A 26,344-nucleotide genomic window follows, 5' to 3' on the forward strand; every position below is an offset into this window, starting at 1 on the left:
TCCGGATGAACGCCAATAAATCCAAGCGAACACCATTAACTTCAGATGAACGCCAATAAACCGAAACGAAAGCCATTAACTCCGGATGAACACCAATAAATCCAAGCGCACGCCATTAACTTCAGATGAACGCCAATAAATCCAAGCGAACGCCATTAACTCCGGATGAACGCCAACAAACCGAAATGAACGCCATTAACTCCGGATGAACGCCAACAAACCGAAATGAACGCCATTAAACAAAACCTAAAAAAGCCGCATGCATGCTTCTCAGCATACATGCAGCCTGATATCTCAATAACCCGCAGGAACGACGACCGTCACTTTAAATAGATCACCGTCTAATTCAATTTTCATTGTTCCTTGATGCATGTCGACAATTGATTGGGCAATCGCCAGACCGAGGCCCGATCCATCCGTATGCCTTGCCGTATCCGCCCGCTTGAAACGCTCAAACAGCTCTTCAACATTTGCACCCAACTCATATTTTGTAATATTTTTCACCACGAACTCCGCAGTATCTCCCATTTTGCGAAGTGTGATGTACACTCGAGTGCCTGGCAATGAATACTTAATTGCATTGACGATTAAATTATCCAGCACTCGCCACCAACGCTGCCCATCCACATAGGAAATGAGCGGCTCCTCCGGCATATCTGTTCTGAAATCGAGTCCCGATTTCGCGATGTCCTCCGCATGTTCTGCAAGCGCCTGCTGCAATAGCTGGGTCAAATCGACACGTTGCTTGTGCAGCTCCAAATTGCCGCTCGCCATCTTGGACACTTCGAATAAATCCTCAATCAGCGTCTTCAGGCGCTGCGATTTTTTATCCAGAATATCGACGTACTGCGCCCTTTCTTCTGGAGTCAAACCTTCCTTCTTCAACAGATCGGTATACGTAATGATGGACGTCAATGGCGTACGAAGATCGTGACTTACGTTCGTAATCAATTCCGTCTTCAGCCGTTCACTTTTCGCCTGCTCGCTCATCGAATTGCGCACGCCTTCTCGTAGATTGTTGAGGTTACGCGCATGCTCGGCAAGTGGCGATTTTCCTTGTATTGCAATATCCTGTTGTAGCCGGCCAGCCGCCATTGCCTCGGTCGCCACGAAGATTTTATTCAGGTAAGCTACACGCCGTACGAAGAAGAATAGTACCGGGAAGCCTAAAAACAAAACACACATAAAATAGATAAGCATGAAATACGGATCCAAGAACATCCCCACAAATCCGATTCCAGCCAAGAAAAATCCGATCAAGAGGATAAAGGTTTGAACACCTATGGACGCCTTAGTGAACATCCCCTGGAGCGCCGCAAAAAAACGCACCGTATAGCTGTCCATTAAATCCTTTTCAAAGACCCCTTGCTGCTTCCAACGCTCGATTCCATTGAAAACTTGAAACACAAGAATTGCTACAGTCAGCACACCAAAGAGCATAAACGAGATGACTTCCATAACCCAACGCTCTAAGGACATAGATGAAAATACATTGATTACGTTATGCGCCATGTTTCTTGTATAAAACAGCAATATGATCGCTGCCAGAAAGAACACCGCAGCTTTCCCGTCTATTTTCAAGCGTTCATATACATCAACCAGCCTTGTCTCCATGACCCAGGCTTTTTTGAACTTCATTACAGTGAATAACAGGATAGCGGAGATAATGGCAATTGCCCAGAACATATAGGCTGCATACTTCGATGTATTGTATCTTGTATACTCGTAATTAAGCATTCCGCCTTCTGCAAAGACAGATTTGGGCACAATGACCGTTCCTTCGAATTGGCGAACGGGATTCTGCATGTTTACCAGGTCATAGTCGGATACTTCGACAGCACTATTTCCAGGACGTGAAAAAGTCAGCTCATTAACAGTAAACGGCAACGAACGCGCCTTCAAATATCCTAACGACGAGTCGAATGTTTTTTCATACCCGACGGGCACGTGGATGTCGCCTGAAGAGAATTCCTCTCCCGTTTCAACATCCTTCAGCTGATAGACGATAGGGAACGAAAAGCTGTAGTCATTTATCCTATCTTCCAGATAACTTTTCAAGTACTTGGCCTTTTCTTTACGGATCTTTTCTTCCACATGCGCATCACTCTCAAAGTTTTTCTGGATGTCTTCCATTTTGGCATTCCGTTCTTTCACCAGAGCCGTGAGCACTGTCTCATTTCCAGCTTCTTTCGCTTGAGTGATCCGATCTTCGTATTGTGCATGTATATTGGCGAGCTGCTCCGGAAGCGTTCCATAGCGGTTCCGATGCTCTTCAATCTCCTCGGACGAAACGGTAACATGCTTCACCGCCTCATCCGGATTGATTGGATTTAAAACAGCTGCCCCCAATGTGTCATATATTTCGTCCATTCGCCACTTAAAATCCTGTGAATCCGTAAAGTCCTTGCCAAACAACTGTGGGCTGTAGTTAAGAGCCGACGGGACGGCAATCAGGAGTACTGCTACAAGGAAAGACCAAACTATCCATAATCCCTTCTGCTTCATCAAACATTCCCCCCAGTAATGATTCTGGCAAAGAATGCCACGGTGCGTGTCGAGCGTTCCCAGCCATTGCCGATCATTTCAAGGATGGACGGAAAGCAGTAACCAATACTAATAAAAGCCAAAACGATGGAAAAAAGCGAGCCGATTAACCCCCACTTATTTTTCGATTTTGTAGCCAATGCCCCACACCACCTTCAAATACCTCGGATTTTTCGGATTTGCCTCGATTTTTTCGCGGATTTTCCGGATGTGGACAGCTACGATGTTTTCCGCATTGTACGCTTCTTCATTCCACACACGCTCATATATTTCATTAATGGAAAAGACCCGTCCCGCATTTTTCATAAGCAATTCCGTAATTTTGTACTCGATCGGCGTCAGTTTGACCGGGTTCCCATCCACCGTCAACTCCTTCGCCTCTTCATCCAATGACAAACCGTCCACTTCGATTTTCTTTTGCCCGTCATACGTTCCCAGCTGAACATAGCGCCGAAGTTGCGACTTCACCCGCGCCATCAGCTCCAGCGGATGGAATGGCTTCGTCACATAATCATCCGCCCCAACGGAAAGGCCATGGATCTTATCCGAGTCCTCCGCCTTTGCACTCAGCATAATAATCGGCACATTTTGTGCCTCCCGAATTTTAAACGTCGCCGCTATGCCGTCCATATTCGGCATCATAATATCGAGGATGAGCAGATGGACTTCATTGGATCGCAATAAATCAAGTGCCTCCTGCCCATCCGCCGCCTTTAAAACGTCATACCCTTCATTCTTCAAATAAATTTCAATCCCATCGCGGATCTCTTTATCGTCATCCGCCACGAGAACTTTAAATTTTGCCATCCGCCCCACCTGCCTTCTTCTTATGATACCAATTCTAATGCCTAAATCTTAACATTCCAGGAGGGGAATTATGAAGAAATTCTTAAGATGGTCTATAGATTGGGGTAAATAGATAGTAAGCCAGTATATACTCACTAAGATTTTCTGATGGTGAATCAATACTGCGAGTGCTAAACTAATGCCATTGGGTAAATTTTACATGTAATAATCTTAGGAAAGGAGTGATTTCAATAAAAAAGATATGCTTTTTCCCCATTCTGCTTTTTTGTTTTCTGTTAAGCGCTTGTACAGAAGATGATAGAGTTGAAACGCCAGATAAAGAGACACCCGGTATTTCTGAAACAATTCTCCTAAAACCGGAGATCTATCTGACGATTGGAGATGCAGCCTTAAACACGATTTATGATAAGCATTGTTGGGAGGACGCAGAAGCATCCTGTAATCTTACCCCAACACCTCCTCAGGAACTTTTGAAATATGAACCTGCAAACAAATTGGATGCCAATGACAGGTTCAGTTTTTCATTTATTCGTTCCCTCGAGCACAAGGACTTTCCACAGCCGAGTTCCTATGAAGTGGCTATCCATAAGGACGGAGAAATGATCCCGGTCGACATGAATTACGACACATTAAAAGAGACCCTGCCTACCGGAAGATATAATATGTCCGTTAAAGCAATATGGGAAGGTGAAGTCAACGGAGAAGCGATATATGCATTTCTTCTTTCCGTTAAATAGGCATGTGTGGAATTATGCTAGGTCTTCTTCCTGCATAATTCTTTTTTGTTTGATTTTTTGACACATTTTTTCGAATTCTCTTATAGGATTGAGATACCTGCCGGCGAATAGTATAGAAAGAGTAATGGTATGGGAGAGAATACAATGGAACGTAGTAAAAAAGAATGGACGGGCTGGCGGTTTCCCATACTTTTGTTAAGCGCCATGGGGTTATCAACGATAGGGGACTTCGTCTACCTCGTAGCTATCAATTTGCTTGTCTACAATATGACCGATTCTGCTGCGGCAGTGGCGGGTCTTTGGGTCGTAGGACCAGCAGCAGCTATTCTTACCCGTTTTTGGGCCGGCAGCGTGATCGACCGTGCGAATAAACGCCGCATGATGATTTGGACGGATATCATTCGAGGCATCCTGGTCGCGCTCGTCCCTTTCATGACTTCGGTATGGGGCGTATACATATTACTCTGGTTCATCAGTATGGCGAAATCTTTCTTCGCTCCGGCATCTCTTACCTATACAACGACACTCGTCCCAGAAGCAAAACGAAAACGATTCAATGCATTCTATTCATTGACGACATCAGGCGCGTTCATTATCGGACCTGCCATCGCTGGAGCACTCGTTATCATTGGGTCTGTGGACATCGCCATTTGGATCAACGCCGCCTCCTTCTTCGTCTCCGCCCTCATTTTAGGCTGGCTGCCGAATGTGGATGCAGAGAAAACGGCAGGGCTAAATCCGTTGTCTGTCAGAGCCATTGCAGAAGATTTCAAGATTGTCATGGATTTCGGCAAATCGAGAATATTGTTTATCGTCATCCTGGGAATCTACCTGGTGTTCACATTAATGACCTTTGCGATGGATGCCCAAGAGGTCGTCTTTACCCAGAGGGTTGTCGGATTGAGCGAAGTGGAATACAGCTTGCTCATTAGCATTACGGGCATCGGGGCGCTTCTCGGAGCCGGAGCTGTCGCGTTGCTTGCTGAGAAGCTCTCCATCCGCATGTTATTCGGCGGCGGGCTTTTGCTTGTATCGATCGGATATTTAATGTACGCGTTTAGTCAGTCGTTTGCCATGATATCTGCAGGCTTTATGATCCTCGGCTTCTTTAATGCGTTTGCCAATACTGGTTACACAACATGGTATCAATACCAGGTGCCACTCGAATTGATGGGCCGCGTGACAAGCTTATACGGAGTCGTTCTAAGTGTATTCCAAATCTTATTTGTCCTCGGCATGGGCTGGATGGCGGATATCGTGTCCTTGCGGCTCACCATCATTATCCTGGCCGCGCTCAGTCTGCTCAGCGTATTATGGTTGATCGCCTTCATGTGGATGCCTAAGCAACGAAATATTTTTCTGGAAGCGGACACTAAAAAAGTGTAATTCCCTTGCATAACCTTTCCGTACTGGAACACCCTTCCGAAGAGGAGGTGATTCCATTGGCGAAAGAAAAAAAGATAAAAAAGGGCAACACCTTGGACCGCGAAGAGTTCGGCTATGGATTTGACATTAGCCCCGACGATATGGACGTAATCGGGAAAAATGATCAGGCAAAGAAGCAGAAGAAGCAACAAAAAGAGAACACTGATCCACAACGTCCTCCAGTAAATGGTTGACGGGATTATATAGTGAAACCGTATACTCCGGATTGTCATTTTGGCAATTCCGGGGTTTTTTATTTCAAATATTATCCAAATAAGTTACAATGAATCTGCAAGGAGAGGAGGAGTTTTCCATCGCTAAATTTTTGATGGCCATTACGCTGCTCTGCGTCAGTATTGTATGTGTGTTCGATTTCATCCCCTGGCTATTAAGCCTCATCGGTTACCACGATTTCTATAATTCACAAGGAAGGGACATCTACAACCGCTCCAACTTGTATATCCTCGCCCCCATCGTTGGCACACTCACGTTACTTCCTTTCTTAATTCGCCAGCCAAAAAGGTGGTATCTTTGGCTGCTGCTTGGTTTGCTATGGTCCATGTTTTTAATGATTCTCCTGTCTTCCCTATTCATCATACTGCGGCTGACTCCCGGCGCTCCGTGACATCCATAGGATTGACGAAATCAAGCAAATGATTTACAATCATCAAAATTATATTTTTTATAGGCTGTGAGAGGGAAAAGTAAAAAGAGGATGTCGCCTAGAGAGCTTCTGATGGTGGGAATGAAGCGGACGAATCTTTTGAACATGATCCTGGAGCCGCGCACTGAACATCTTTGGATTAGTAGGATGCGACGAGGGTTGGCGCTCGTTATCCACGTCAGCGTATACGCTTTTTTCGGCATGTACGTCTTGAGGTGGTAGGCGCGAGCCGGCTGCAAACTAAGGTGGTACCACGGGCATTCAACCCCGTCCTTATCGTTTTTTAACGATAGGGGCGGGGTTTTTTATTTTGCAGGCAAATGAAGGGAGGTATTTTGGGCAGAGATATTCTATTATGGTCGGATCTGTTTCGTCGGGCGGCTATCACCGGGTAAATCCGTTCTATCACCGGCTAATTTGATTTGATCACCACTTGACTACAATTCAAGGTAAACAATCATGCAAACAAGGAGATTTTATCAAATCTATTATCCATAGGAGGAAGACAAATGAGTATTTTTATCGGAGGGGCTTGGCCGTATGCGAATGGGTCGTTGCATTTGGGACATATCGCGGCGCTTTTGCCGGGGGATATTTTGGCGAGGTATTACCGTTTGAAGGGAGAAAAGGTTTTGTATGTGTCGGGCAGCGATTGCAATGGCACGCCCATTTCCATACGTGCGAATGCAGAAGGGGTGCCGGTGCAGGACATTGCGGACCGGTATCACACCGAGTTTGTTGACTGCTTTTCAAAGCTTGGATTTACCTATGACCTCTACACTCGGACGGACGGGGCATTTCATCATCGAGTTGTGCAAGACGTATTTCTTTCGTTGCTGGAGAATGGCTATATTTTTAAACAAGAAGTCGAGCAAGCCTATTGCGAGACGGATGAGCGATTCCTCCCCGATCGTTTTGTGGAAGGCACTTGTCCGAATTGTGGCAGCCGGGCTCGCGGGGATCAGTGCGATGCTTGCGGAACGATTTTGGATCCGCTCGACTTGATCAATCCGACTTGCAAGCTTTGCGGCAATAAACCCGTTGTTCGCAAGACGGAGCATTTTTATTTTAAATTAAGTGCTTTTCAGGAGCTTCTTTCTTCCTATGTAGCGGAAGCAAAAGAATCCAAGAGTTGGCGAGAAAACGCCATTCACCAATCCGAGCGCTATTTGCAGGAAGGTCTGCACGACCGGGCGGCTTCTCGTGATTTGCCGAACGGGGTAAGCATCCCTGTAGCCGGCTATGAAGAAAAGAAAGTGTACGTCTGGATCGAGGCGGTAACGGGTTATTTGTCGGCGAGTCATGAGTGGGCGGAGCGATACGGCTTGTCCGACGGCGATTTTTGGAGCAGTGAGACGATTTCCTATTACGTGCACGGCAAAGACAATATCCCCTTTCATACGATCATCTGGCCTGCCATCTTAGCCGGGATCGGAAAAGAAGACGCCCTGCCGACGCATATCATCTCCAATGAGTATCTGACACTGGAGAAACAGAAATTGTCGACGAGCCGGAACTGGGCCGTTTGGGTGCCTGATGTACTGGAGCGATATCATCCTGATTCGCTTCGCTATTTCTTGACGGCCAATGCGCCTGAAAACAGAGACGCCGATTTTTCTTGGCGGGAATTTATTTACAGCCATAATTCAGAGTTGCTTGGTGCGTATGGGAATTTTGTAAATCGGACGTTAAAGTTTATTGAGAAGTCGTATGCAAGCATTGTTCCCACCGCTGAAATAAATCCAACAATCCAACAGGCTGTAACCGATCTCTACCCAATTGTCGGCTCACTCATTGAAAAAGGGAGCTGCAAGGAAGCGCTCGAGGCCATCTTCCGTTTAGTGCGCCAGGCGAATAAATACTTTGATGACGAACAGCCTTGGAAACAAATAAAGGAAACACCAGAAGCATGTGATCGCACTATGGCTACTTGTGTCTATATCATTGCGAACTTATCTCAGTTGCTCTCTCCATTCCTGCCGTTCTCAAGCGAATTAGTGAAACAAATGCTGAATCTGCCATCATTAACTTGGCATGTCATGAATCCGCAGATTGAAAAATTGCAACCCATCTCACCGCTTTTTGAACGGATTGCCATTGAGAGAATAGATGAAGAAGTGTCCCAGCTACGTCAAAATGCACTTTAATTCGAGCCAAAAGAACCCGTGCAATTCCTTCCATTCTTTGAGACAATTAGTTACAAGGAAATGTTTGGGAAAGGATAGTGCGAATGAAAGAGCGAGTCTTTTGGATCTTCCTCGGCATCATCGGGATAAGTTGGATTGCAAATTATTTATATGCTGATGCCAAGCGGCTGAAGGAGCCTGTTTTCCTCGATCATTTTGTTGAAATGACCATGAACGACGAAAATTATTTAACGTTCTATTATCTGACCAATAAAGATGATTTGGCCCAAGTGAATTATGTGCATATAAACAAGGTGATGGGATATGTGGAGAGAGATATGGGTTTTTCCCCGGGAGTCCCAACTGATATCCAGTCATTCCGCCATTACGTATTGCGTAAGATAACTGTGCTGGTGAATGAAGCAGCACTTGAATACCATGCAGGCGACGGGGATTTCAAATTCAACGAGATGGAAGTCTTTTTTTCGGATTACAGAGATGTGAAAGCGGATATCGGGGAAGTCATTCTACAGCAGCCGTCCTCTTCGGAAAGCGACGATCCATTACATCCTGTTTCTTGGGGTGGAAGCACTGAAGGAGATAGCTTTACCGGCTTTAATGTGTATGAACCGTTGCAAGTTGAAGCGATTGCGCTGGCGATTCCTCAGTTGAATGACCGGCTCACTTTCAAATTGTCCGGCGGGAATCCTGCCCGGCAGACAAAGGACGGTAAAGGGCTGCCGCTTAAGGAACTTCAATTTCCGATCCGGCTGCAACGAGGCCAGCAGTTCAACGTCACTACCTATTTCGGCGACTTTTCGGACTACTTGGAAAGCAGCTATACTGTGTCTGGAAGAACCGATAGCGGAGAAACCTTTCAAAGTACTGGAACTTTATCGAGTCAACCCTATTTGAAGCAGGAGGATGTACAGGAAATCATCAAGAGGAAAAGGAGAGATGGACAATGAGCCAGGCCGTCAAATGGATTTTCATCGGTTATTTCTTCGTCTGGTTCCGTATCGATATCGCCATCGATTGGCTGCCCGACCCTGTTGGCTATTTCCTGATCTACCTCGGGGCATCGAAGCTAAGTACCGAGTATTCCGTTTCTCCAAAAGCAAGCAGGTTCGCTGCAGCTGGTGTTATCCTATCGCTTCCCTCCGTCTTCATTAGCTATCTGCCGTCTGGCGTTTTGACGGGCAATTATTATATTTTGCTGCTTCTCGTCAAATTAGTGGTCGCCTTCTATTTGTTCAGCCTATTGAAAGTGATTACGGCCAAGTTCAACCAAAGCGAATGGACCCGCCGGACTGAGTTGCGGAGCCGATACTATGTTTTCATTCACCTCGCGGCCCTTTTCATCATGACGCTAACGCCTAACTTGCTCAGCAATGAAGTGGCTTGGCTAACGGGAACAACCAGTCTTGCGTTGTTAGTGATGGATCTCAGCTTCCTTCTCCTGCTGAATCAAATCCGGAATTTGAAGCCAATGCCGACGACGGATATCACCGTATAAAGGAGGATGTATTTTGTTTAAGAATGACAAGGGGCAAGTTCGCGCCGGGTGGCTTATTGTACCCGCATTTATTGCCATGGTAGTGGCACAACAAGTTTTCGCCCTGCCAGGACTGTTCTTGCTATTAACTAGTGAGATGCCCCAATTTGGAAGTTCATATGAAGTAAATGTAATGGAGATGCTCGACAGCCATCCATGGTTTTTCCTAGCGATGCAGGGTGGCGGTGTTCTAGGGAGTATCTTGATCACCTACATTTTTTGGCGTTTTATTAATAAAGGCACGTTACGAACACTAGGTTTCAAGTTTTCGATCGCCGATTTTCTCTATGGCCTTTTTCTCGGGGCGATTTCGATCAGTATTATTTTCATTCTCTTACTGTCAACTGGCAACGTCACCTTGTTGAATTCATTTGGAAGCCCGGAATTTTCAACCTATACGATAGCGTTTCTCCTACTTTTCATTCTCGTCGGCTTGTCCGAAGAAATGTTTTTCCGCGGTTATGTCATGTCTACGATGGCCACCCGAAATAACCCTAAGTGGGCCATTTACGTTGTTTCTGCTGTCATCTTCAGCATTGCACACGGCATGAACCCAAATGTCAGTCTGCTCGGACTGCTCAATATTCTGTTGGTCGGCTTGCTTTTCGCCTACATGTTCGACGTGACGAAAAGTTTGTGGCTGCCGATCGGCTATCATATGACATGGAACTATTTTCAAGGAAATGTCTTTGGGTTTGCGGTGAGCGGTACAACCCCGCACGGTCTCTATAATGTGTCCGTGGCTACCGGAAATGACTGGTTGACCGGCGGTGCATTTGGACTGGAGGGCGGATTGCTTGCGACATTGCTGATCATCCTCGGCTTTTTCGCCACACGCCTTTACGTCCAATGGAAAAATTAAAAACGGCGCAGCTTTTCACAGCTGCGCCTTTCTTATGTCATACTTTCTACAACCTTCTCTTTACTCCTGCCACTGACCGTCAAGACAAGAATGCCTCCGACCAACAAAACAATCCCGCCCCACGAAATGATATCCAGTCGTTCGCCCACGACTACCACACTCAAAATAGCAGCAGTCAGCGGTTCTCCTAAAGAAAGCGTAACGGCAGACGATGAAGGGATGTGGCGTAATCCGGCAGAAAATAAAATATACGCTATACTCGTTGTCGCCAGTCCTAAATAGAGAACCGTTGAAATGCCTGATGCCGTTAGCAGCCCTTCCGTTTCAAACAGAAATAAAAACGGCATAAGCATGACCGCGCTCACCGAGAAAATGACAGCCACCGAAGGAACCGCGTCCGCTCGCTCCAACACGCTTTTATTAAATAAGGTGTAGAAAGCAAAAAGCAATCCGGCGCATAGAGACAGCGAAACACCAATCGGATTGACGACCACTCCTTCTTTATTTGAAAATAAAAGGACGCAACCGACAATCGCCAGAGACGTGGCCGTCAGCCAGACCTTCGTCGGACGCCGCTTCAGAAAAAGCCATTCGACAATTCCCGAAAACATCGGCGCACTACCGATCGCAACCACCGTTCCGATGGCGATGCCCGTCAACCGGATGGACGTAAAAAAGCAATATTGGAAAATGGCCATGGCGAGTGCAGCGAGCAATGTCGCCTTCCAAGGCCATGTACGGAAATTGATTTTCCCCATAACAACCATGACAATAAGCAATGAAAAACCGCCGACCGCAAGCCGCGAAGCACCCACCGCCAATGGATGGACCGTCTGGGGCATGAAGGTCTGCGCTGTGCCGGTCGTGCCCCATAACATAGCACCCAGCAAAACGATGATAAATGCGATCCGTTGTGACATCCCGAACCCTCCCTCTCTATTGAATATATCACGAGGGAAGGAATTGGTATAGAACACAAAACAGAATCGCCAGAAAAATCACTCGCCCGCTTCTGCCACTTGCTTCAACTTCTGGACAAGGCCCGTCCAGCCCCCATCCATTCTCGGCTGCACGACGTCATGCGGCTCGCCAAACTCCGTCGCCATGCCTTCCTGCCAACCGCCGTGAATGAAAGTCAGGTGGGTTTGCCCTCCCCGCTCCTCCAATTCAAATGAAAGATGCCAATCCTTTCCCCAATCAAAAGCAAACGCAGAAGGCGCCTGCACACGAGTCACACGGCAAACCGAAGTACCCCACGGTCCAGCCTGCAGCTCAAACGGCTCACCCTCCACCGGTTTCATATCATTCGGCATGAACCAAGCAGCCAGCCCCTCCGCTGTTCCGACAAACTTCCATACCTTCTCAATCGGCGCCTCAATGACAACCTCTTTTCGAATATCATTCATTATTTTGCATCTCCTTCCTATTGCTATCATTACCCAACAGTGCGGGGTTTCTTCAAGTGATTTTCACCCCAACAACCCGCTAAAACTACTTGGTAAGTATACAACATTGTACAGTTAAAGAATTGAATATACTCATGGGCAGATCGCTAATTATTCCGGGTGAACGCCAATAAATCAAAACGAACGCCAATAACTCCGGGTGAACGCCAGAATGCCGATGCTGTCTGTCAGAAAAGTTGGAAGCCTATTACATATTTACGGACGAATTCTACTATGTTAGACTGGAAGATAGGCTTTTTGCCTCGTGGTTCGTAACCATCCCACGCAAAAAAACTAAGGAGAAATGAATATGAAAGTCAAAACTATGGCAACGAGCGGGATTATCGCTGCGTTGTATGTGGCTGTGACGTTTTTGATTGCCCCGTTCGGCTTCACAAATATCCAGTTCCGCTTGTCTGAGATGTTTAATCATCTTGTTATTTTCAACAAAAAGTACATGATCGGGGTTGTGCTTGGGGTTTTTGTCTCCAACTTACTCTTCTCCGAACTGGGTCCGATTGATTTAGTGTTCGGCGTCGGGCAATCGATTCTTGCCTTATCAATCACCATTTTCTCGGCTAAATTCATTCGAGGATTATACAAGCGGATGTTGTTCAATACCCTTGTATTTACCTTCACCATGTTCCTCATTGCATGGGAATTGAATATCGTCCTCGGCCTGCCTTTCCTCATCACGTGGGGGTTTGTCGCTGTTGGCGAGTTCGTTGTCATGCTGGTAGGTATACCTGTCATGGACGCTTTGAATAAGCGATTGAAATTGGACCGGCTTATTTAATATAAGATCCCTTTTAGGGAGCGCCTCATCTTCGAACGGGATGAGGCGCTCTTTTGTATTCTGAAAAATGTAAGTATTTTACTATTGTTACTGGAGGGGACTTGTTCGTAACCACTGTAAAGCTGATAAATAATCATCTCTTTTCTCCCGCTGTCTTGCCTACATAAAAGCATGTATTTTATTCCACCACACTTTTCGCTAATCATGTTCCATTCATTCAAAGCACGTTTTTGGTACAATAATAGTCTAGCTTCCTCCTCTAGCAGTGAGGATGATCTCCATAGCTACACTTCGAAGGAGCAGTCCTTATGTATATGACAATTGAACAAACTGCCGATTATATCGGCATGCCGGTGGAGCAAGTGCGGCAATATGTCCTAACCGGAAGAATTCGGGCCGTCCATGACGGAGAACAGTTTTTGGTGAATCAAGATCAATTCTCGCTCTATTTTTCTCAACTGGAAACAGCAAAACGGCTAATTGAGGACTATTGGAATGAACCCCTTCCGCCTGATCGAGATATTAAAGATGAAGACTAAAGGGTAATAGGTAGATGGACTCAATTTATTTATTTCGCACTACTTAATTTCAGCAAAACGAACTTAACGAAATACGTTCCTCAAGCCAGAAGGCGGTTGCCTTTTGCTCGTTTTATAAAAAAATAAAATTTAATTTCTTCTAATTTCATCCACCTGCTCCTCTTTTGCATTCCTCCTCTAGGGTTGGTATATTTGATAGTCGTTGTAAAAATACCAAACTTCATAGGGGGCAACATGAAAAAAATATCAAACGTCTTTTATATAACGATCGGATTGATCGTCTTAGCTGTCGGATACGGCGTTTTCGCTTCCGATAGCTTCGAAACCGTCACTACTAACATCAAGAGCTTTGTCTCTTCATCATTTGGCTGGTATTACATGATGCTGCTGTCTGTACTGCTCGTCCTCAGCATCTTCTTCATCTTCAGTCCATTTGGCAAAATTAGATTGGGTAAGGATGAAGATCGGCCGCAGTTTTCAACCATCACCTGGATTGCCATGCTGTTCTCCGCAGGAATGGGAATCGGATTGGTTTTCTATGGGGCTGCTGAGCCACTGTCACATTACGCTATTAGCCCGGCGACCGCTGAACCAAACACGGATGCCGCTTTTAAGGAATCGTTGCGTCAATCGTTCTTCCATTGGGGTCTCCATGTATGGGCGATGTACGGAGTTGTCGCGCTGTCGTTAGCCTTCTTCCAGTTCCGTAAAAACGAACCGGGATTAATTTCAGCAACATTGAAGCCGATTTTCGGCAAGAAGATGGAAGGCCCTTGGGGAATTCTCGTCGATGTCCTCGCCGTCTTCGCAACCGCATTTGGGGTAGCCACCTCGCTCGGCTTCGGCGCTGTTCAAATTAATGCAGGGCTAAACTATCTATTCGGCGTAACCATCGGCATTGAAGTGCAATTTATCATCATTGCCATTGTCACCGTCCTTTTCATCATGTCGGCTTGGACCGGACTCAGCAAAGGGATTAAATATCTTTCGAACACCAACCTGGTCTTGGCACTGGCACTTTTAGCATTCGTCGTCATACTGGGGCCGACACTGCTCATCTTAAATATGTTCACCGATTCAATCGGCGGCTATTTGGCGAATTTAGTGCAAATGAGCTTCCGGACCGCACCGCTTAACGCAGAAAATAGGGAGTGGCTGGATGGCTGGACAATCTTCTACTGGGCTTGGTGGATTTCCTGGGCACCATTCGTCAGCATGTTTATCGCGCGTGTTTCCAAAGGAAGAACCATCCGGGAATTTATGGTCGGCGTACTATTGGCGCCAACACTCTTAAGCGCCTTTTGGTTCTCGGCGTTCGGCACGACTGCAATCAATATCCAGCGGGAAGGTGTAGCCGATTTGGCAAAGGAATCAACGGAACTCGTCATCTTTGAAATGTTCCACAACATGCCTTGGTCCTTCGTCATCTCCATCATCGCCGTATTGCTGATCGCATCCTTCTTCATTACATCTGCCGATTCGGCTACGTTTGTTCTTGGGATGCAATCAACATACGGTTCCCTGACACCGCCAAATAACATTAAAATCATATGGGGCGTCATCCAATCGGCCATCGCGCTCATCTTGCTGTCCGTCAATGGCCTGACTGCCCTGCAAAACACGATAATTATCGCGGCATTGCCGTTCTCCTTTATCATGCTCCTGATGATCATCTCGTTGATTAAGGCGCTGAATAAAGAATTGAAGAGCATGCAGCGGAAGAAGAATAGTCGATAAATAATCAAAAAAGCAGTATTCCCTCTAATCATGGGATACTGCTTTTTATTATTAGGTGGAGACTACTGTTTCCGCCTCATAGATTGCGTCAATTAATTCCTCAATGGTTCCCGTACATTTTTCAACTCCCGGCAGATGATAAAAAGTACTGGTCGTTTCAAAGTGATCCACTTCGCCGTTGGGTGAATGAAGATAAATCGTTTTATTCTGACCTAATGCAATTCCAAACTCAATATGACTCCCTTTTCCGGCAGGCAATAAGACAACGATGAAATCAGCTTCCATGATGGCATCTTTCTCTTTTTGGCCGATCTCTCGTAACTGATCAATCGTTGCACCCCTTTCATTTTGCGTCCAATCATAGGTATGGTGGAATCCCAAATTTTTGAGCCTTCCGCTCACAATTCGAACCGTTTCGATATTCGAGAAGCTGGATGCAATATAGAAATTCATTTTTTCACGTCCTTTTAAAAAGCGCAACAGGTTAATCAGCAGATGTTTCAACAGTGAAATAGCCATATAAAAACAAGTAAAAGCTCAGAAATCTGAGCGCTTTTTAGTGTAATATTCTACAATCCTTATTGAACTAAAGCACCTGTTCGTTGAACCAAAATAATTATTAAAAATAAATACTTGTGAGAAATACACAAACAATAATTGAAATTGGAATAGATATTCCTAATACTAATGTTTTCTTACCATTGGATATTTCTTTAAATCTCAAGTAAGTATCAATAATAAGTAGTCCACTTACTAATTTAATTATGTTTATCAAAACCATTCTTGAAATATCCATACTATCTAAGGTATTGAACGGCTTTTGAAAATTTTCACTAGAATAAATACTAGTCATCAAGAATATGGCTACCATCATAAAGAAATACATAAAAATTTTCATATAGGTTTTCATACATTCTCCCACTCTTAATAAAAATTAGAAATAACACATCCGTCATCCCACTTTAATTGTTTTTACATCGAATACGCTATATGAAAATATCTCCATTTCCATATTAGCAAATACCCTGAATTTAAGTACCCTTGTTAATCCCTGCGCTAATTGCATTTCCAGTTCGTCTAAATAAATCATCTAAACGTTGATGTACCAACAAAAACGGGGACACAATTCATATACGAATTGTGTCCCCAAATGTTATGTTCTTTCTTTTTTCTCCTCATCAACCGAACCCGTGAGGAAATAAAGCAATTCTTTTTTATTACTATTTATTAAACTGTTTTTATTGATTCACTAACACTTTGCTCGGCTGACCTAGAATATGAAGCAAATCGCTGACCATAGCACTGCCGGTCGGATACATGCCTGCGCCCGGCCCGACAAGCGTAAGCTGGCCGAGGTATTCCGTGTCGACGATGACAGCGTTATCCACTCCGTCGATGCTGTGTAGAGGATGATCAGATCCGACTAGCACCGGGCCGACTGTTGCCTGCAAACCGCCTTTTTCATCGAGCCAAACATCGGCCACATGCCGATAGCGAAGATTGTTATTTGAGGCCTCTTGCACGTGGGAAAGCTCGATATGATCCACTCCAACAACAGGAACGTGATCCCAATCCGGCTGCCGGTCAAACGCCAAGGAGCTAAGAATCATTAATTTCCGGAAGGCATCACCGCCGCTTACGTCATCGGTTGGATCCGCTTCGGCGTAACCAAGAGCTTGCGCTTGCTGCAAGACCTGTTGGAATGGAAGATGGTCCTCCCTCATCTTCGTTAAGATGTAGTTCGAAGTCCCATTTAATATCCCTTGCACGCGCCGTACCCGATCGGCTTTAATTAGATTGCTCACCGTCCGGATGATGGGAACGCCCCCTGCCGTCGTCGCTTCAAAACCGACTTGGACGCCACGAAACTCGGCATGCTTTACCAAAGCCGGACCATGCTTAGCAAACATCTTCTTATTCGCTGTAATAATATGAGTTCCCTTTTCAATCGCCTCAGACAGATAAGTATAGGCTGGCTCCTCACCGACAATCGCTTCAAAGACAACATCAATTGCAGGACCTGACCAAATATCGCGAATGTCATCCGTTATCACAACACCTGGTGTCGCCAGACGCTTTTTCGTCGCGTCCTTTACCAAAATGGCGACAATGTCGATTGTATAACCCGTCTGCTCCTGAATCTGTTCCCTTTTCTCCTTCAATATACGATAGATGCCTTCCCCTACCGTTCCAAAGCCAAGAATGGCCGCTTTAATGGATGGCACAAGACCACTTCCTTTCACACGACTCTACAAAATGAAAAATTCGCACCAAATGAGGTGCCAATTTCTCCAAAAATATTGATGGCCGTCAAATGAGACAACCTTTACTCCCATTCATGCGACTGGGCGTCGAATGGGACGCTCCGTTACGCAACTTTTTTTATGGCGAGTGCCAAATGAGACACTCCTTACGCCAAATTCATTCCGGTTGGTGCCAAATAATCCAGGCTTTGCGCCAAATCCACGCCGGTTGGCCCAAATAACACACCCCACACGCCAAATTCAAACCGGCGGGCGCCAAATAACACACTCCTTACGCCAAATCTACACCGGCGAGTGCCAAATGAGACACTCCTTACGCCAAATCCTCACCGGCCAGTGCCAAATGAGACACTCCTTACGCCAAATCCTCACCGGCCAGTGCCAAATGAGACACTTCCTGTGTTAACTTCAAATCGGCAGCCACCAAATGAGGTCGCCTCTTTGCCAATTCCATTCAAAACTCTATCTTTCAATTACTTCATTTCATTTTTCAGCTGCAACAGGAACTGCTTTTTCAATCGCCTGCGCAAGGTCTGCGATAATATCTTCCGCGGATTCCAAGCCGACTGACAAACGGATCAATTCTTCGGTAACGCCAGAGTTCTTTAGATCTTCAGCTGACAATTGCTGATGTGTTGTCGATGCCGGATGGATGATCAATGATTTGGCATCCCCGACATTAGCGACGTGCGACCAGATCTTTACACCATCAATCACCTTCCGTCCTGCTTCGCGTCCGCCTTTGATACCGAATACTAGGATAGAGCCGAATCCATTTTTTAAGTACACTTTCGCGTTGGCATGCGATGGATGGTCTTCCGATCCTGCATAAGTTACCCACTCAACAGAAGGATGATTTTTCAAGAATTCCGCTACTTTGCGTGCATTTTCGTTATGGCGTGTCACGCGAAGATGAAGCGTTTCTAAACCTTGCAAGAAGTTGAAGGCACTGTCTGGATCCAGGCATGGTCCGAAGTCACGGAGCAATTGGACACGTAGTTTCGTAGCAAATGCCGCACCCGCTGTGTCAATGCCGTAGCGTAAGCCGTGGTATGTTTCATCCGGCTCAGTGAAACCTGGGAACTTCCCTTTCGTCCAGTCGAATTTACCGCCATCGACGACGACTCCGCCGATTGTTGTGCCGTGACCACCAATCCATTTTGTTGCGGAATGAATGACCACGTCTGCTCCATGTTCGATCGGGTTTGCGCCATATGGAGAAGCAAATGTGCTATCGATCAATAATGGAATATCATTCTCATGAGCTACCTTCGCCACTGCCGCGATATCTAGAACGTGCAAGCTTGGATTGCCGATCGTTTCAGCAAACAGCGCTTTCGTCTTGTCAGTGATTGCTGCACGGAAATTCTCTGGATCCGTCGCATCGACGAATTTCACTGTAATTCCGTAGCGTGGAAGTGTCGTTGCGAATAGATTGTACGTACCTCCGTATAAATTGCTCGCTGCCACGATTTCATCACCGGCGCCTGCAATGTTCAATATGGAGAAAGCAATTGCTGCCATACCGGAAGAAAGGGCTACTGCAGCAGTTCCGCCTTCCAACAATGCAATTCTTTCTTCAAAAACTGCAACAGTCGGGTTCGTAATGCGTGTATAAATATTCCCTGCCTCTTGAAGGGCAAATAGGTTTTGGGCATGTTCTGTATCACGGAAAACAAAAGAAGTGGTGCGATGGATCGGCACTGCGCGGGACCCTGTAACAGGATCAGGCTTTTGGCCACCATGCAAAAGTAGAGTTTCGGGTTGAAGTTGGTTGTTTGTCATTAGAATTACCTCCAGTGGTTGTAGTGTAAGATGAAAATGCAACAGAGTGATGCAGTGCGGAGGCGTTGGGGGTTTTTAGGAATAAAAAAATAACCCCTTTCGCTAAGAAGAGGGTTACGCTTTCGCTTATTCCTCCCCTTATCTTTCAGACCGTTCGCACGTTCTGTAGGAAGTAGCACCTTTGCAAGTTCGTCACTTGCCGGTTGCCGGGCATCGCAGGGCCTAGTCCCTCCGCCGCTCTTGATAAGAGTATGGGTGATTCAGTTTTTCATCTTGTTGAACAGTATAGAGACTCCTATTTTCAAAGTCAAGGGGTAAGTGAAAAATTGTTCTGAACGTTTTGTATCGTCGGGGTTTTTTCTTTATTGTCCATATAAATTATTTTTACATTACATTTTACAATAAGTTTGCTAAATCGACCCTATACCCTACCATTCGGCTATCTTTGAGAAATTCATTGAACGGTCCATTCAGACATCGTATGATAAAACCATAACTAATGTGGGGGAATTTTATGATCTTTTGGATCATCGGTATTGCCATAATTGGATATGCCATCGGTTGTTTGCACGGTTCTGTCGTGGCACAATGGATTTCCGGGGTGAACTTGAAAGAGACCGGGGTAAAAAATGCGGGGGCTTCAAACGCGCTCATCGTTCTCGGAAAACGATATGGTGCGCTCGTTGCCATTATTGATATCGGGAAAGGGATTCTGGCTGTCATAGCAGTCCGCCTGCTTTCCAACCAGTTTGATCTGGATCCAGAGTATAGTACATTGCTTCTTTTCACAGTGGGAGCAGCTGTCATTTTCGGGCATAACTTTCCGTTTTACATGAAATTTAACGGTGGAAAAGGGACAGCAACGGTCATCGGGGTTTTATTTGCCATCGATTGGCGATTCGGTTTGGCAGGTCTTGTCCTTTTCATTGCGGTCGCACTATTGACGGACATTCTCGTCATTGGTGTCTTCATGTTATATGTCACCCTAATGGCGATGGCCATTTGGCTAGATGGCTACTGGCCAATCCTGATTGCCGCCTTGCTTTTCATCATGGCTGTTTGGAAACATACTGAAAATATTAAACGAATTCGTGCGGGAACTGAAACCCGCATCCGGGCATCATTTAGTAAGAAAAAGGAAAAGTCCTCTTGAACGAACGAGCTCAGTTGCAGGGAAAGCAAATTAACAACGTAAATTACAGGATAATCAGCATATATTCCAACAGTGAAATAGCCGTATAAAACAAGTAATAGCGCTCAGAAATTTGAGCGCTTTTTTGAATAATATTCTACAATCCTAATTGAACTAAAGCACTCGTAGAAGAACAATCGCACCCCATTGCAGAAGAAAACCTAGTTAATTATTTCGAGACTGCATCTACCCTTTCTATTCCGCGTTGTGGAGGGTCCGAATCTAATTGGTTGCCGTTCCAATATACAATTACATAGGTTCCTACTTCTAATTCTTTGTACTTACCAGTTTCATAACCATAATATGCTCCATCATTTTCTTGAGCTATCTTTATTAACTCCTCCTCTTCCTTATTAGAAATATCTTCTTTACTGATATTTGGTACAACCAATATTTGACTCCGCCCATTTTGATTCTCTTTTATATCCACAATAATGCCTTCTTGTTGTTCCAAAGAACTGTTAGTTGCTTGTTCTTGTCCACAACCAGCTACTAGGAAACTCCATGCGATGGATAAAGCAAGTATTTTTTTCAGTAATCTCCCCTCCTATCGCATTGACTACAACATTTATTCAACATAACATATCTCAGACAGATTTTTCTGGTATGTACAGCCGCATATAAATATAACCATCTTCTATATCGTTTGATAATTCAAAGCCTAAGTTGCTCCAAAATTTTTGTGCGGGTATATTTCCTAGATTAACTGGCAAGGAAATCCTACTTGCATTGTGTTCTTTGCACAAATATTCAATACAAAGTTTAGCCGCCGCTGTTCCATAACCTCTTTTTTGAAAGCGGCTATCGATCATAAAATTTACGATTTGAGGGTTATTTTCGACAATAAGCATTGAAACATAACCCACCATCTCATTATCGGTATAGATTGCAAAGGGGCGTGCATCATCACCAAATACCCACGCTTCGGCTAATGACCACGCTACAGGGTCTATAAAGTCCACATTAGCATCAGTTATATTCAAGCTTAAACATTCTTGATAATTGTCCTCATTAATTGTTCTTAACTCCACCAAAAAATATCACCTTTCAAATATAGTAAAGGATGTTTAATGTAAATAATTCAACTTTTGAAGAGTGGAATTAACAAATAAATCTTAATACATCCTCGAAATCCTAAAACTTAATGCTCAAATTAATTTTGAATCAGTTCTCCTTGAATACTTTCACGTCATAACCCGTTTCTTCTTTAACTTCTCTAACACAGCACTCCTCAGGACTTTCGCCCTCCTCAATACCACCCGACGGTACTGCCCAACTTTCCGACTCGAAACTTTTGACCATTAAAATTTCCATTTGTTCATTTATACAAATACCGGCTGAACCTACCCATCTGTCCATATTGATATTCCCCCTACTCTTCAATAAAAATAATTTTTTAAATAAATCTTCTATCTATAAATTATTCATATTAAGTAAAGATAACTAGATCTCGTACGAGAGAGAAAGTGCTTTCGGAAAAATCAAACCCATCATAAATCAAGGGATTCGTTTTTATCTAAAAGTTTCTTTAGTTCATCATCCATAGAAAAAGTTGTACTATGTTTTATTACACGCATAAAAAGTTCTTTCAACTTACAAGCCGATTCCCTTATATTTTCAGCAGTAACTTCTGTTGGAACTGTCGCTAAGTAGTCTTGGAGAAAATGAGGATCTAACGTTTCATATGCTTTAAATTGATGAAGTTTTTTATCTTCAATCATTGCTTGGACTAGTAAGGTAAAGCCCCTCATATCCTCCAGCATTTTAAGTGCATAAATCATGTTATTTCGCTTCAATTCTTTCTCTAAAGCCAAAGAACAATAAACAAATTCAAATGGTACATCCATACCGACATTATATTTTACAGGACGATTTAAAAAGTGCTCATTTTCAGCATCCATCTTCTCTTTCACTAAACCTGTTTTATCAATAATTACCTTCCATAAAGGAGATTGCACGGATAGAAGAACTCTTGGAACAATAGAGACATTGAACTCCAGTCCATTCTCCAAAATCGCAATAATTAGGAAAATGTCTTTACTAAACTGCTTTTCTTTGAAATAGAGAGGATTGAAAACCTCTAATGTATCTCTAATAAAATCTTTCGTTCTTTCTGCATCCTCTATATTAGAAACAGCAATCATTAAGTCAATATCAGAGAATTCATCTTTATACCCAATGACCCCTGAACCCAATTGGACAACCCCTTCCACTAATTCGGAAGAGGCGAGTGCTCTACTAACATTATCAAAATATGTCTTTCTTTCTTCAAAAGTATACATTCGTCTCTCACCCCAATTTGCCAATGACTTCCCCATCTATTAAGCCCTTGAAACTTAAGTTCAGATCGTCATCTAATTTTCTCTCACCATGCAATCTTAATCACTTTCATCAAAAACTTCGCAGATAAATAAGACAGCGGAATTACACCAAAGATCAAAATAAAAATGCTAATTGAATCGTTATACCCGTTCCAAAAATATTGGTTAAAGACGTACGCAAGTATCCTGAAGTACACAACAAAAAATCCGATGGCTATGGCAACAAAGCCAATCTCGCCGAATATAGATTGCGGCGAATCAGCCTTTTTCTTTCTGTTCAAATAGTCCTGTTTGTTCAGATGGTCCTGGTCCTCCATGAACTGCCCCCCAGTCTGAGAAGATAGGAGTCAATTCATATTTGAATTGACTCCTCGTTTTAATCAAAAATAGTACTGTTCACTTAATCATTCGCCGGCTGACAGCACAAATTTCCTTCCCCTTTTTCAAGAGCCGCCTTTAAACTGGAAAGAACGCCGCTCCACGCCCTTTGATGCCACTCGGTCGCTTCCTTCCAATCACTCTCGTCCTGGAAACCGATATGCTCAACCGTCACTTTTGTTGTTTCTTCGTCCATTGATTCAAAACGTACAAAGACTGTTGTCAGTTCATCTTCTTTGTTCATGATCGCTTGGAATTGATCGGGACCTTTCCAAGTGAACGCCAATTCCTTCTGCGGCACAAGAGATACAATTTTGCACCCCATCGTATTCATGCCCTCTCGGTTGCCAGGAATGAAATATAATTCATATGCCCCGCCGACTTCCACTTCTACTACCGCCTCCGGTGCGAACCACTGCGATACGCGATCTGAAATAGTCCAAGCCAGCCATACCAACTCCAAAGGTGATTTGATGGCGACTTCATTGATAACCCCTTTGCTTGTCACTGCCATTTCTCTATCCCCTTACTGTCCAGTTATTGTTTTCTTTCTAGAAAATCGAACGAAATAAAAAATCGCGCTTGCCATAAAAACAATCGAAATCATGATGAATAAGGTCACGGACATCGGGTCGCCGGATGCATTATATCGATCAGCCAAAATTCCTTCTTGTAATAGCATTTGCGAGAAAATGAACAACAGAAATAAGGAGCTGAACAATAGATACAGCACCGTTTTCATTCTCTCTTTTAAAAAAAAGATGAAGACTGAATTGATTAAAATAAGTACAAACAATTAGTAATAGATGTTCCCGAATATACTACTCGCCTCCAAATCAGCAACCGCCTTTCAACTTTTTTACATAGATCTTGCAATCTCGACGATTTCTTCCTCCGTTAAGTTGCCCTCAATGCTGAAGTAATGGGTTTCTGTCATCCAGATTAATTGGCGGAGATTGTTTTTGTACGTGATTAAGCTCCCTTTATGTGTACCGATGATCCATTCTTCCACTTTGGAATCATCTCGGTCTGCCACGATGCCAAAGCTGAAGGATTCTGTGCTGCTAAGTTGTGCAATTGTGAACTCCCGATCCCCACCGATATAATTTAGATAGATTTCCTTGCTCTTCTCATTCTGTTTTCGTATCACGTCCACATGTGATAATTCGAAGTCAACAGGAACCTCCGGGAGGACGATTGGGAAGTCCGTTACCGACTGGGCTTCCTCTACACTCAGCTGATCGGTTTCATATTCGGAGGTCTCAATAACTTGATAAGCAGTTGCATCCGGCATGTCCGTAACCATAGTTTCTGCCTTCTCCGTGTTACCGCCCATCAGTTGAATGACCGAACCTTGAATCTGCTGAAACCATACAACTAAGTTTCCGTAAGCAAATCCGTTTCCAGGCGACCAAATGAAGAATAACAACATACAAGCGGCCGCTAAGGACAAAAGCATGCCCCAGCCTTTCATTTTCCGGCGGGGAGGGCTTGTATTTCTTCCAGCTTCAAGCCGCTTCCAAGCCTCCTCGATGGTCACCTCGGAAAGGGGCTGTCGATGGATTTGCTCTTGCAGTGCTTCCCGAACGAGGTCATCGAAATCCCGATCTTCATTTTCCGACATCCAGAATCGCCTCCATCAATTCTTCTTTCTTTTCAATCGCCGCTCTCAGTTTCAGTTTCGCACGGTGCACCCTTGTCTTAACAGTTGCAATGTTGACATCCAAAGCTTCCGAAATCTCTTCATATGTCAAGTCATCGAAGTAATAAAGAAAAAGGACAATTCGGTGATTCGCTTTCAATTTATCGATCTCTTCCTGCAAAAGGGAACGAATTAGTTTTCGCTCCGCCGCCGTCTCAACAGATGAAATCGGATTCTGCTCTACTTGCAGGAGCTCTTTGTTAATAAAGACGTCGTCTGCAGCAAAATCATTCCATCTTTTCATTTTCCGCAAATAATCGATCGCCGTCCGGGTTGTTATCGTCGTCAGCCAGGCACCGATTTTCTCAATTTCATGTATGAGATGGATATTGCGGAAAGCCTTCAAATAGCTCTCCTGTAGAATGTCCTGTGCCAATTCAGGATCTTTTACAATAAAATAAGCTGTATGATAAACACGGTCATAATACTTTTCGAAAATAATTTTCTCTACTTCAGGCGTCGTTTTTTCCTCTTCGGCGAACACCTTTTTCAACAAGTCGACCACCTCTCACCTCGTCAGAATGTAGTAAGAACTATTCCTTATATTTCCTTCACTATACCGCAAAATCTTGGTATAGAGTAGAGTATTTGGAATGATTTACAAGGTGAGGAGCCAGAAAAAACCCATCCTTTTTTAAAAAAAGAATGGGTTCAAGTGGCCGATCATTTAAAATTCTAACCAAACTTTAATCGCAGTTGCCAGTATCAATACCGCAAGAATGGCTTGGAGCGCTTTTGTATTCATTTTTTGCCCAGCTTTTGCTCCTATAGGCGCTGCGATAATACTTGCCACAATCATGATAGCGGCAGGTCCGTATAGTACTTGGTCCGTCATCACTTTTCCTATTGTGGATCCGATGGAAGAGATAAACGTGATGGCAAGCGATGTTGCAATCGTCATGCGTGTAGGAATTTTCAAGACCACGAGCATGATCGGCACGAGAATAAATGCTCCCGCCGCTCCTACTATGCCGGCTGCAACCCCAACAATGAAAGCCAAAACGGCAGCCAACCATTTATTGAAAGTGACTTGGTCTGCTGGTATATCATCCAAGCCTTTTTTCGGGACAAACATCATAACGGCAGCTATCGATGCCAAAACTCCGTATACAACATTAATGGCGCCTTCTGATATTAAATTCGACCCATAACCGCCGATAAAGCTACCGATCAGAATGGCGGTGCCCATATAGATAATTAGCGTTTTATTCAACAATCCACTCTTTCGGTATGCCCATACACCTGAAATGGTCGCAAAAAATACTTGAACTGCACTTATTCCCGACACCTCGTGAGCCGTTAAAGCGGCAAAGCCGAGAAGGGGTGGTATATATAGCAACATCGGGTATTTAATAATGGATCCTCCAATCCCAACCATGCCCGATAGGAATGACCCCACGAACCCGATTAGGAAAAGAGTGATGATAAATCCAATATCCACGATAATTCCTCCTTTTATCTAAAG

28 protein-coding genes, 1 pseudogene, 2 riboswitches and 1 other annotated feature are annotated in these 26,344 nt (G+C 44.4%); of the genes and pseudogenes, 11 read left to right on the forward strand and 18 right to left on the reverse strand.

The window, feature by feature from the left end; translation table 11 throughout:
• Positions 1-294: 294 nt before the first annotated feature.
• Genes L7D49_RS00860 through L7D49_RS00870 form a run of 3 tightly spaced genes read right to left on the reverse strand, consistent with a single transcriptional unit; the run spans position 295 to position 3,351 of the window.
• Positions 295-2,505: a histidine kinase dimerization/phospho-acceptor domain-containing protein gene (locus L7D49_RS00860; RefSeq protein ID WP_238078880.1), complete on the reverse strand. Its 2,211-nt coding sequence runs from the start codon at positions 2,503-2,505 to the stop codon at positions 295-297.
• Positions 2,505-2,684 (reverse strand): hypothetical protein, encoded by a 180-nt coding sequence (locus L7D49_RS00865; RefSeq protein WP_238078881.1) that lies wholly within the window; start codon positions 2,682-2,684, stop codon positions 2,505-2,507. Before L7D49_RS00865 ends, L7D49_RS00860 begins: the two co-directional genes overlap by 1 nt.
• The gene (locus L7D49_RS00870; RefSeq protein ID WP_238078882.1) at positions 2,662-3,351 is read right to left on the reverse strand and encodes a response regulator transcription factor; all 690 of its coding nucleotides are present in this window, start codon (positions 3,349-3,351) and stop codon (positions 2,662-2,664) included. Before L7D49_RS00870 ends, L7D49_RS00865 begins: the two co-directional genes overlap by 23 nt.
• A 221-nt stretch (positions 3,352-3,572) precedes the next feature.
• Here L7D49_RS00870 and L7D49_RS00875 point away from each other — a divergent pair, with 221 nt between their 5' ends.
• The 7 genes from L7D49_RS00875 to L7D49_RS00905 all read left to right on the forward strand — a co-directional run bounded on the left by L7D49_RS00875 (position 3,573) and on the right by L7D49_RS00905 (position 10,720).
• Positions 3,573-4,088 carry a hypothetical protein gene (locus L7D49_RS00875; RefSeq protein ID WP_238078883.1) on the forward strand — a complete coding sequence of 172 codons (516 nt, stop codon included), beginning with the start codon at positions 3,573-3,575 and terminating at the stop codon, positions 4,086-4,088.
• 144 nt (positions 4,089-4,232) lie between these two features.
• Positions 4,233-5,474, forward strand: a complete 1,242-nt coding sequence (locus L7D49_RS00880) for an MFS transporter (protein WP_238078884.1) — start codon at positions 4,233-4,235, stop codon at positions 5,472-5,474.
• A 47-nt stretch (positions 5,475-5,521) separates the two neighbouring features.
• Positions 5,522-5,707: a hypothetical protein gene (locus L7D49_RS00885; RefSeq protein WP_238079089.1), complete on the forward strand. Its 186-nt coding sequence runs from the start codon at positions 5,522-5,524 to the stop codon at positions 5,705-5,707.
• A gap of 488 nt (positions 5,708-6,195) precedes the next feature.
• Positions 6,196-6,455: a binding site (T-box leader), on the forward strand.
• A gap of 231 nt (positions 6,456-6,686) precedes the next feature.
• Positions 6,687-8,324 carry a methionine--tRNA ligase gene (metG, locus tag L7D49_RS00890; protein WP_238078885.1) on the forward strand — a complete coding sequence of 546 codons (1,638 nt, stop codon included), beginning with the start codon at positions 6,687-6,689 and terminating at the stop codon, positions 8,322-8,324.
• 83 nt (positions 8,325-8,407) lie between these two features.
• A complete protein-coding gene (locus L7D49_RS00895; RefSeq protein ID WP_238078886.1) occupies positions 8,408-9,271 on the forward strand; it encodes a hypothetical protein in 864 nt (287 codons plus the stop codon).
• Positions 9,268-9,819 carry a hypothetical protein gene (locus L7D49_RS00900; protein WP_238078887.1) on the forward strand — a complete coding sequence of 184 codons (552 nt, stop codon included), beginning with the start codon at positions 9,268-9,270 and terminating at the stop codon, positions 9,817-9,819. Before L7D49_RS00895 ends, L7D49_RS00900 begins: the two co-directional genes overlap by 4 nt.
• A 13-nt stretch (positions 9,820-9,832) precedes the next feature.
• Positions 9,833-10,720, forward strand: coding sequence for a CPBP family intramembrane glutamic endopeptidase (locus L7D49_RS00905; protein ID WP_238078888.1), 888 nt, complete (start codon positions 9,833-9,835; stop codon positions 10,718-10,720).
• A 32-nt stretch (positions 10,721-10,752) separates the two neighbouring features.
• Here L7D49_RS00905 and L7D49_RS00910 read toward each other — a convergent pair whose 3' ends face one another.
• Both L7D49_RS00910 and L7D49_RS00915 read right to left on the reverse strand, forming a co-directional pair.
• On the reverse strand, positions 10,753-11,640 hold the full coding sequence (locus L7D49_RS00910) for a DMT family transporter (RefSeq protein ID WP_238078889.1): 888 nt from the start codon (positions 11,638-11,640) through the stop codon (positions 10,753-10,755).
• A 78-nt stretch (positions 11,641-11,718) separates the two neighbouring features.
• Positions 11,719-12,126 (reverse strand): SRPBCC family protein, encoded by a 408-nt coding sequence (locus L7D49_RS00915; protein WP_238078890.1) that lies wholly within the window; start codon positions 12,124-12,126, stop codon positions 11,719-11,721.
• A gap of 298 nt (positions 12,127-12,424) precedes the next feature.
• A riboswitch (PreQ1 riboswitch) is annotated at positions 12,425-12,469 on the forward strand.
• Positions 12,470-12,475: 6 nt separating this feature from the next.
• Here L7D49_RS00915 and L7D49_RS00920 point away from each other — a divergent pair.
• The 3 genes from L7D49_RS00920 to L7D49_RS00930 all read left to right on the forward strand — a co-directional run bounded on the left by L7D49_RS00920 (position 12,476) and on the right by L7D49_RS00930 (position 15,237).
• On the forward strand, positions 12,476-12,961 hold the full coding sequence (locus tag L7D49_RS00920; RefSeq protein WP_238078891.1) for a QueT transporter family protein: 486 nt from the start codon (positions 12,476-12,478) through the stop codon (positions 12,959-12,961).
• Positions 12,962-13,269: 308 nt separating this feature from the next.
• Positions 13,270-13,500 carry an excisionase family DNA-binding protein gene (locus tag L7D49_RS00925; protein ID WP_238078892.1) on the forward strand — a complete coding sequence of 77 codons (231 nt, stop codon included), beginning with the start codon at positions 13,270-13,272 and terminating at the stop codon, positions 13,498-13,500.
• A 234-nt stretch (positions 13,501-13,734) separates the two neighbouring features.
• Positions 13,735-15,237 carry a glycine betaine uptake BCCT transporter gene (locus L7D49_RS00930; RefSeq protein WP_238078893.1) on the forward strand — a complete coding sequence of 501 codons (1,503 nt, stop codon included), beginning with the start codon at positions 13,735-13,737 and terminating at the stop codon, positions 15,235-15,237.
• A 51-nt stretch (positions 15,238-15,288) separates the two neighbouring features.
• Here L7D49_RS00930 and L7D49_RS00935 read toward each other — a convergent pair whose 3' ends face one another.
• The 3 genes from L7D49_RS00935 to L7D49_RS00945 all read right to left on the reverse strand — a co-directional run bounded on the left by L7D49_RS00935 (position 15,289) and on the right by L7D49_RS00945 (position 19,286).
• Positions 15,289-15,690 carry a group-specific protein gene (locus L7D49_RS00935; RefSeq protein ID WP_238078894.1) on the reverse strand — a complete coding sequence of 134 codons (402 nt, stop codon included), beginning with the start codon at positions 15,688-15,690 and terminating at the stop codon, positions 15,289-15,291.
• A 785-nt stretch (positions 15,691-16,475) separates the two neighbouring features.
• Positions 16,476-17,462 (reverse strand): homoserine dehydrogenase, encoded by a 987-nt coding sequence (locus tag L7D49_RS00940; RefSeq protein WP_238078895.1) that lies wholly within the window; start codon positions 17,460-17,462, stop codon positions 16,476-16,478.
• 522 nt (positions 17,463-17,984) lie between these two features.
• Positions 17,985-19,286: an O-acetylhomoserine aminocarboxypropyltransferase/cysteine synthase family protein gene (locus L7D49_RS00945; protein WP_238078896.1), complete on the reverse strand. Its 1,302-nt coding sequence runs from the start codon at positions 19,284-19,286 to the stop codon at positions 17,985-17,987.
• Between the two features lie 135 nt (positions 19,287-19,421).
• Positions 19,422-19,536: riboswitch (SAM riboswitch) on the reverse strand.
• A gap of 264 nt (positions 19,537-19,800) precedes the next feature.
• Between L7D49_RS00945 and L7D49_RS00950 the strand changes: the two genes are divergently transcribed.
• Entirely contained in the window at positions 19,801-20,439 is a 639-nt protein-coding gene (locus L7D49_RS00950) for a glycerol-3-phosphate acyltransferase (protein ID WP_238078897.1), read from the forward strand.
• Positions 20,440-20,647: 208 nt separating this feature from the next.
• Here L7D49_RS00950 and L7D49_RS00955 read toward each other — a convergent pair whose 3' ends face one another.
• The 10 genes and pseudogenes from L7D49_RS00955 to L7D49_RS01000 form a co-directional block, all read right to left on the reverse strand.
• The gene (locus L7D49_RS00955; RefSeq protein WP_238078898.1) at positions 20,648-20,908 is read right to left on the reverse strand and encodes a DUF3221 domain-containing protein; all 261 of its coding nucleotides are present in this window, start codon (positions 20,906-20,908) and stop codon (positions 20,648-20,650) included.
• Between the two features lie 157 nt (positions 20,909-21,065).
• Complete coding sequence (locus tag L7D49_RS00960; RefSeq protein WP_238078899.1) at positions 21,066-21,509, reverse strand: GNAT family N-acetyltransferase; 444 nt, start codon at positions 21,507-21,509, stop codon at positions 21,066-21,068.
• A gap of 148 nt (positions 21,510-21,657) precedes the next feature.
• Positions 21,658-21,837 (reverse strand): annotated as a pseudogene (locus L7D49_RS00965) (NUDIX hydrolase); the annotation flags it as partial.
• A 131-nt stretch (positions 21,838-21,968) separates the two neighbouring features.
• The gene (locus L7D49_RS00970) at positions 21,969-22,796 is read right to left on the reverse strand and encodes an aminoglycoside 6-adenylyltransferase (protein ID WP_238078900.1); all 828 of its coding nucleotides are present in this window, start codon (positions 22,794-22,796) and stop codon (positions 21,969-21,971) included.
• A 47-nt stretch (positions 22,797-22,843) separates the two neighbouring features.
• Positions 22,844-23,116, reverse strand: coding sequence for a hypothetical protein (locus tag L7D49_RS00975; protein ID WP_238078901.1), 273 nt, complete (start codon positions 23,114-23,116; stop codon positions 22,844-22,846).
• 83 nt (positions 23,117-23,199) lie between these two features.
• Positions 23,200-23,691 carry an SRPBCC family protein gene (locus tag L7D49_RS00980; protein ID WP_238078902.1) on the reverse strand — a complete coding sequence of 164 codons (492 nt, stop codon included), beginning with the start codon at positions 23,689-23,691 and terminating at the stop codon, positions 23,200-23,202.
• 12 nt (positions 23,692-23,703) lie between these two features.
• The gene (locus L7D49_RS00985; RefSeq protein ID WP_238078903.1) at positions 23,704-23,919 is read right to left on the reverse strand and encodes a hypothetical protein; all 216 of its coding nucleotides are present in this window, start codon (positions 23,917-23,919) and stop codon (positions 23,704-23,706) included.
• A gap of 117 nt (positions 23,920-24,036) precedes the next feature.
• Complete coding sequence (locus L7D49_RS00990) at positions 24,037-24,801, reverse strand: DUF4367 domain-containing protein (RefSeq protein ID WP_238078904.1); 765 nt, start codon at positions 24,799-24,801, stop codon at positions 24,037-24,039.
• Positions 24,788-25,363: an RNA polymerase sigma factor gene (locus L7D49_RS00995; protein WP_238079090.1), complete on the reverse strand. Its 576-nt coding sequence runs from the start codon at positions 25,361-25,363 to the stop codon at positions 24,788-24,790. The genes L7D49_RS00990 and L7D49_RS00995 overlap by 14 nt, the downstream gene beginning before the upstream one ends.
• Before the next feature lie 183 nt (positions 25,364-25,546).
• Positions 25,547-26,320 carry a sulfite exporter TauE/SafE family protein gene (locus L7D49_RS01000; protein ID WP_238078905.1) on the reverse strand — a complete coding sequence of 258 codons (774 nt, stop codon included), beginning with the start codon at positions 26,318-26,320 and terminating at the stop codon, positions 25,547-25,549.
• Positions 26,321-26,344 lie beyond the last annotated feature (24 nt).

Origin of the sequence: Sporosarcina cyprini (assembly GCF_022048975.1) — a bacterium.
Taxonomy (GTDB): domain Bacteria; phylum Bacillota; class Bacilli; order Bacillales_A; family Planococcaceae; genus Sporosarcina; species Sporosarcina cyprini.